Origin of the sequence: Staphylococcus sp. URHA0057, from assembly GCF_000620265.1 — a bacterium.
Classification (GTDB): Bacteria; Bacillota; Bacilli; order Staphylococcales; family Staphylococcaceae; genus Staphylococcus; species Staphylococcus pasteuri.
Map to the genome: position 1 here is coordinate 43,060 of NZ_JHVS01000012.1, position 6,411 is coordinate 49,470.

Annotated in this window: 5 protein-coding genes and 1 pseudogene; 1 reads left to right on the forward strand and 5 read right to left on the reverse strand. The window is 28.8% G+C overall.

Features of this window, described 5'->3' with window-relative positions:
• Positions 1-5 precede the first annotated feature (5 nt).
• Positions 6-929 (forward strand): hypothetical protein, encoded by a 924-nt coding sequence (locus N524_RS0108230; RefSeq protein WP_029056239.1) that lies wholly within the window; start codon positions 6-8, stop codon positions 927-929.
• A gap of 119 nt (positions 930-1,048) precedes the next feature.
• Here the strand turns inward: N524_RS0108230 and N524_RS0108235 are convergent, their stop codons facing one another.
• The 5 genes and pseudogenes from N524_RS0108235 to galU form a co-directional block, all read right to left on the reverse strand.
• Positions 1,049-1,678 carry a putative bacteriocin export ABC transporter gene (locus tag N524_RS0108235; protein ID WP_017637617.1) on the reverse strand — a complete coding sequence of 210 codons (630 nt, stop codon included), beginning with the start codon at positions 1,676-1,678 and terminating at the stop codon, positions 1,049-1,051.
• Positions 1,675-1,947: pseudogene (locus N524_RS13205) on the reverse strand (YxeA family protein); the annotation flags it as partial. The gene N524_RS0108235 and the pseudogene N524_RS13205, both read right to left, overlap by 4 nt.
• 537 nt (positions 1,948-2,484) lie before the next feature.
• Complete coding sequence (locus N524_RS13670) at positions 2,485-3,510, reverse strand: glycosyltransferase (protein ID WP_231460197.1); 1,026 nt, start codon at positions 3,508-3,510, stop codon at positions 2,485-2,487.
• Positions 3,511-3,526: 16 nt separating this feature from the next.
• Positions 3,527-5,446: a CDP-glycerol glycerophosphotransferase family protein gene (locus N524_RS13675; protein WP_311133133.1), complete on the reverse strand. Its 1,920-nt coding sequence runs from the start codon at positions 5,444-5,446 to the stop codon at positions 3,527-3,529.
• A gap of 82 nt (positions 5,447-5,528) precedes the next feature.
• On the reverse strand, positions 5,529-6,392 hold the full coding sequence (gene galU / locus N524_RS0108250; protein ID WP_029056241.1) for a UTP--glucose-1-phosphate uridylyltransferase GalU: 864 nt from the start codon (positions 6,390-6,392) through the stop codon (positions 5,529-5,531).
• Positions 6,393-6,411: the final 19 nt, after the last annotated feature.

Genomic DNA, 6,411 nt, shown 5'->3' on the forward strand with positions numbered 1-6,411 from the left:
TTATTATGAAAAAATTAATTAGTGTATTTATTTTAGCCTTAGTATTATGTTTAGCAGGTTGTAGCAATAGTAATAATGATAAAGATTCACATAAAAATGAGGAGAAAAAATCAGAATCTAAAGCTAAAAGTAAAAGTGAACGTTTTAAAGAATACGATGACAATAGTGAAGCGTATGAAGAAGCTACGAAAAAATATAGTAAACAAAAACCAATCTCTATGCTTAATAAACTAGATCCAATTATGACAGATAAAACTTTCACTAATAAAAAAGGAATGCAAGGTTGGAAAGATTATAAGAAATTAATGGATAAAGTAAAGCTTGCTGATTATAAATATACTAAAGAATCTAAGGGTTCTTCATTAAGTGATGTTGATGCATTTTTCAAAGATAAAAAAGATGTAAAACGTCAAAAAATGGATGCTGGCGAAAATGGTATTAAGCAAGTTAATTATTGGTATGTCACTGGATCTGGCAAAAAAGTTGGCAACACAAATTACCCGGAATATTATACTGAAATCATGACTAAATATAAAGAAGGTAAACTTGTTTATGCTTCTGTTGAACCAGGTCTATACCATGTAAGTTTCAGCGATGCTGTAGAAAATAAAGATTTCACTAAAGTTAAAAATCTAAAGCAATTATTAAAACTTAACCAATCAAAACCTATACCATATAGTGTAGCTGAAATGAAATATGAAGCACTTCCAGTTACTAATGTGTCAGTATTAGTTAAAGGTGAAAAGGACAAAGACGAAAAATCCGCTTCTAACTATTTAGCTTATTTTAATTTCTCACCTGTTAAATATGATAAAGATAAAAATCATGAAGTAGTGAGTGTTAATGGCGCTCCGTTTGAAAGTGCACAAGCAGACTTTGGTAACTATGCTTATGTTGCTATGAAAGAGGCACTCAAAGAAGCATTATAAAAATAAAAATATCCTCAACTTGTTTTAACATAATCCCTTGTAACTAGTATGATTCACTAGTTTTGAGAGACTTGTTTTCGAGTTGAGGATTTTCTTTAATCATTAGAAATGTTTTCAAATTATGCTAACTTCGTTAAATCAATCACTTCATCGCATTGGGAAGCGATATTCATATCATGTGTTGCCATTATCAATATATTATTTTTATCTACCAAATTGAATAATAATTGTATAATCAATTTTCCAGTTTCAGGGTCTAAAGCACCTGTTGGTTCATCAGCTAATATAATCGCTGGCTCCTTCAACATCAATCTTATTAAAGCTACGCGTTGTTGTTCGCCACCACTCAAAGTATGAACCTTTCTCTTTTTATTTTCAGTCAGTCCAAATTGACTTAAATACTTCGACTTTAATGCTTCTTTTTCTTTTTTGGACAACTTTTTATAAGCGAGTCCTATGTCTAAATTTTCATCAATAGATAAGTTCTCTACTAAACCATAATTTTGAAATAAATAACCCAGTTGTTCTCTGTAAAATTTAGCATTAAACTTTTGTATTTGGCCATTAAATAATATTTGTTCTTTACCAACTTTTTCAATGCCAGCAATGATGTTTAACAATGTTGATTTACCACATCCGCTTGTTCCGATTAAAGCGTATGATTTTCCATATTCGAATGTTAGATTAACATCATCAAATATACGATAGTTATCTTTGTGAATTGATAGATGATTCAATTGTATTGTCATTGAGATTTAACCTCTTTTGGAACATTCGCTTCTTTAACATATGTGATTTTTCTTACGTATTGTCCTTTATGCATGACTTTCACATATTCTTTATCAGGGGCATATCCATTAAATGTAAGTTTATAATCCAATTTTTTACCATCTTTGTTGAACACGGAAATATTTTCATAATACTGCGTATCTTTAGGTACTTTAGCATAGTCGTCTTCCATTTTGAGTAATGGATTAACACGGTCAATAATTGGATGATGTACAAAAGTGAATACAAGGAATTAAGCGAAGTTTGTTGAGTTGGATTAAAGACATATATATCTTTATTTATCTTCTTATTTTGATAATTAGTAATCACTTTATATATTGCAATATGTTCTTTTTTAGCAAATTTTGTGATTGTATCAAAAATCTCTTTTTTATTATATTGATGATCCCAGTCAGTGACTTCAACTATATATTTACTACTAGGTAACAATTGTTCATTTTCTTTATATGTATATAAGAATAAAAGTGTTGATATTAATAGTAATACCGTGATGTCTAATATTATCTTAAACCATTTCATGTTGTACCTCTTATGCTGTATCGATGTCTATTTTCATTAATGATTTGCCTTCTTTTGATTATACTGAATATTCCGATAATAATAAACGATTTTTTTACGAAAAAAATGGCCTACCTTTAAGTAAGCCACTTTTTTATATTCTTATATTTCTCTCCATTAAAAAACGCTATCCTTAAATGACCTACCAATGATTGACCATTTCATATACATATTTGTTCTCTTTACATAGAAAGTCATAATAAATACATCATTTGAATACATTTTCAAATTCTTTAATAGATGATTGTCTTAATGGTTCGAAATCGAATTCTTTAATATCATATTGATTATATCTATGTTTGTATAATCCGTTATAAATACCTTTAGCATTATTATCAACAATAATAGCTTGATTTTCTTCTAAGTATTGTATCGTTTCTGGAAGATCTACAGTAATTACATCTGTTTTTAATGCTAATGCCTCATAAACGACTAACCCTAATCCTTCATAATTTGAGGATAAAACGAATGCATCACAATGTGATAATAGTGGGTATGGATTATTCATACCACCTAAAATAACAATGCATTCTCTGGCAGATGAGTTTCGTACTCTATTAATCGTTTTACTTTTTAATGGCCCGTGTGGACAAACTAAAACTAAAAATATATTTTGATTCACTTCATATAAATCTTCAAAGGCTTCGATTAACTTATCGTGTCCTTTTTGGTAGTCGTATCTTCCTATATTTATATACACTTTAACATCTTTATTATAAATAGCATTTAACAGTTTCACTTTAGATATTCTAAAATGATTGTAAAAATCAAATATCGGCTTTTTAGATAATTGATTTTCATTTTCTAATACATATTGATTAATATAATCATTTATTTTATCAAATTGTCCTTCAAACAAATCATTAAATTTAGTTGATAAATCTTTTTCTCTCTTTAACGTTTGATAACTATCTAAAATTAACTTTTTAGCATGAGAAGACAATTTGTGGTTCTGTTTATTCACTTCAATATCTTCCTCAGCTTCATCTTCTTCAATAGTACTTATTCTATATTGTTCTAATTTTTCATTTAAATCAGGAAAATCAAAGTGAAGTTCATCTTCTTTGTCTTTAAGCTTAGGTAGTATTTCTTTTTCAAATTCTTCAAAAGCTAGCTTATAAGCTAAATCTTCATTATCATTAAATATATTTTTCAAGTTATTAACTGATTGGTTAATCATTTCTATTTCTTTATTAACCACATGAGTTAAATAATCACTTACTTTATAATCCATACTTAATTCGACAATTTTATCTAATACCAATTGGAAGTTTATATTTTTTCTTATTTTTTACTTCATCTAACAATGTTTGGATATCCTCTTTAAATTGTTCTAGGTACATTTGATTCTTAGATTTATAGGCATTATCATTAAATGAATAATCTACTTTAACACCTTCTAACGAATTAAATAAGCCCTCATTTCCTAGATTACGTGTTCTGTTTTCACCTAAGAAATTATTTACTGTCGTAATTTTGTAGCTAATTCCTTTGATGTTTTTCACTAGATTTTCTTTTAAGTTATTATGCACTAAAACAATTTTATCCACATCTTTGTATGCACCAAATACAATTTTTCGACTGAAATTACTTTTAGCTTTATATTCTTCAAACATATCTGTATGTACCCAAATAGCTGTTTTAGCATCAATATGTCTCATCATTTCTGCCTCTTTACGTTCAAAGCCAGTATAATGAATCATCCAGTCAATTTTCACATCACCAAACAATCTCGTGAACTCTTCTTTATATATTCTTTTTAATTGTTTTTGACGGGCTTTGGCAGAGTATGTTTCATCCCATAAATATTTTTTAACTAATAAACGATCTTGTAAGTTTCCATTTAATTCACCAGTAGTTGGATAAAAAAGAACATTTTCTGGAAGATTTAATAATCTATAATAATGTTCAGGCTTTACTTTAGACTTCTCAAAGAAACATATGTAATTTCGTTTAGTTGTATCAATATTTTCTAAAGTGTTAATTAGAGCAGTAGTTACGCCATTATTCCAAAATCCACCACTTAAAATGGCAACAGTTTCTTTTCCATTATGGATATCGTATTCCAAAATTGAATCATCAGTATAACCATTTAATATATTTTTAGTTATTTTGAAAGAACCTGTGTGATGATCATATTTAGTAAATCTTTGTTTCATATTAGCATAATTAATCTCACTATCTACTTTATTAATAGCTCTTTCTAAATCTTCTAGAGTCTCAGTATTTACAAATGGATACTCAGTTAAATCTTCATACATTCCTCTTGTATTCGCATATTCCTCTAAATCATATGTATACAAAATTACCGGTTTATTTAAATTTAAATAATCATACATTACTGAAGAATAGTCTGTTATCAATGCATCAGTTGCTGTCAAAAATTCATATGTCTCATAATTGTCTGGGAAGAAACGTATATTCCTATAAGTATTCTTTATGCTATTTTTCTCAAAGTCGTGTAACTTAACGTATAATATAGTATTTTCATCTAAGAATTTATCTAAATAATTAAGCATTTTTTCTACTTCGGAAGATTTTCTAACTTTACCTACCGTTCCTCGCCATGTCGGCATATAGCTAATTACTTTTTTATTTACAAGTTCTAAATCTTCCCTAACCTTTTCTCTCAATGCTTTATCAAAAAACACACTATTTCTAGGTGATGGACCTACAACAACTTTACCTGGGTAAACATTTTTTAAATTATGTGATTCAACAAGAACATCTTTTGTATGTTCGTTACTAACAATAATTTTATCTGCCATATAAAAGTTTCTTTGTACATTAGCAACGTCTACCACTATTTCCATATCTTTTCCCATATTCTTCAATGGGGTTCCATGCCAAATTATGTAATATTTTTGATCTTTTCTCTTATTAAAAAATGGATAAAATGTTGTATCATTGATTAAATACTCTGCAACAGCTAATAATTCATAATATTCTTCAGACAAATGTTTAACAATTTGAATATTACTAAAACCTTTTTCTTCAAGGAATTTTTTATGTTTTTCTGGTTGTTTTGATACTACAAAAACTTTACATTTTTCAACTTGTCTTTGAATTTCCTTAATGAGATAAAAAATATGACCACCAACAGAGTCCCCGTGTGTTGACTCTAATACAAAATAATTTTTTTGTATTTTTTTCTTTCTTCTACTTTCTATATAAACAAATTCACCTTTATTTTTTTATAATTATCAACCTTAGTTTTAATATCTATCTTTTTCAATTTTGTTCTCCTAAATTTTATACATTCAATTCTCTAATATATTTTTTTAAATCGTCTTTCATGTCTTTATCTTTTAATGCATATTCGATCGTTGTTTTAACGAATCCTAATTTTTCACCAACGTCGTAACGATCTCCTTCGAAATCATATGCGTACACTTGGCTTTCTGTGTTCATACGTTCGATTGCGTCAGTTAATTGAATTTCATTTCCTGCGCCTTCTTCTTGTGTTTCAAGGTAGTCGAAGATTTCTGGTGTTAACACATAGCGACCCATTATAGCTAAGTTTGATGGTGCTGTACCTTGTTTAGGTTTTTCTACGAATTTTTTAACTTCATAACGTAATCCTGATTGTTCTAATGGATCAATGATACCGTAACGATGTGTATCTTCTGGTGCAACTTCTTGCACACCAATGACAGATTTACCAGTTTCATCATAGACATCCATTAATTGTTTAATCGCAGGCGTTTCTGATTCAACAATATCGTCGCCTAATAACACTGCAAATGGTTCATCGCCAATAAATTGACGTGCTGTGTGAATGGCATGACCTAAACCTTTTTGTTCTTTTTGTCTAACGTAAAAGATATTAGCTAAATCGGTTGAATATTGAACGCGTTCTAATAAATCATTTTTACCTTTTTCTTCTAACACCATTTCTAGTTCTTTTTGGTTATCAAAGTGGTCTTCAATCGCACGTTTATGTTTACCTGTAACGATAATAATGTCTTCGATACCTGCTCTAGATGCTTCTTCAACAATGTATTGAATAGTTGGTTTATCTAGAATTGGAAGCATTTCTTTCGGCATTGCTTTTGTTGCTGGTAAAAATCTAGTACCCAAACCAGCTGCTGGAATAATTGCTTTTTTGACCCTCATTTAATTAACTCCCCTTCAA

Excerpts from the sequence above, each read along its gene's own strand:
- N524_RS0108235 (WP_017637617.1), bottom strand. The coding sequence starts at position 1,678 with ATGACAATACAATTGAATCATCTATCAATTCACAAAGATAACTATCGT.
- galU (WP_029056241.1), bottom strand. The coding sequence starts at position 6,392 with ATGAGGGTCAAAAAAGCAATTATTCCAGCAGCTGGTTTGGGTACTAGA.
- N524_RS0108230 (WP_029056239.1), top strand. The coding sequence starts at position 6 with ATGAAAAAATTAATTAGTGTATTTATTTTAGCCTTAGTATTATGTTTA.
- N524_RS13670 (WP_231460197.1), bottom strand. The coding sequence starts at position 3,510 with ATGGATTATAAAGTAAGTGATTATTTAACTCATGTGGTTAATAAAGAA.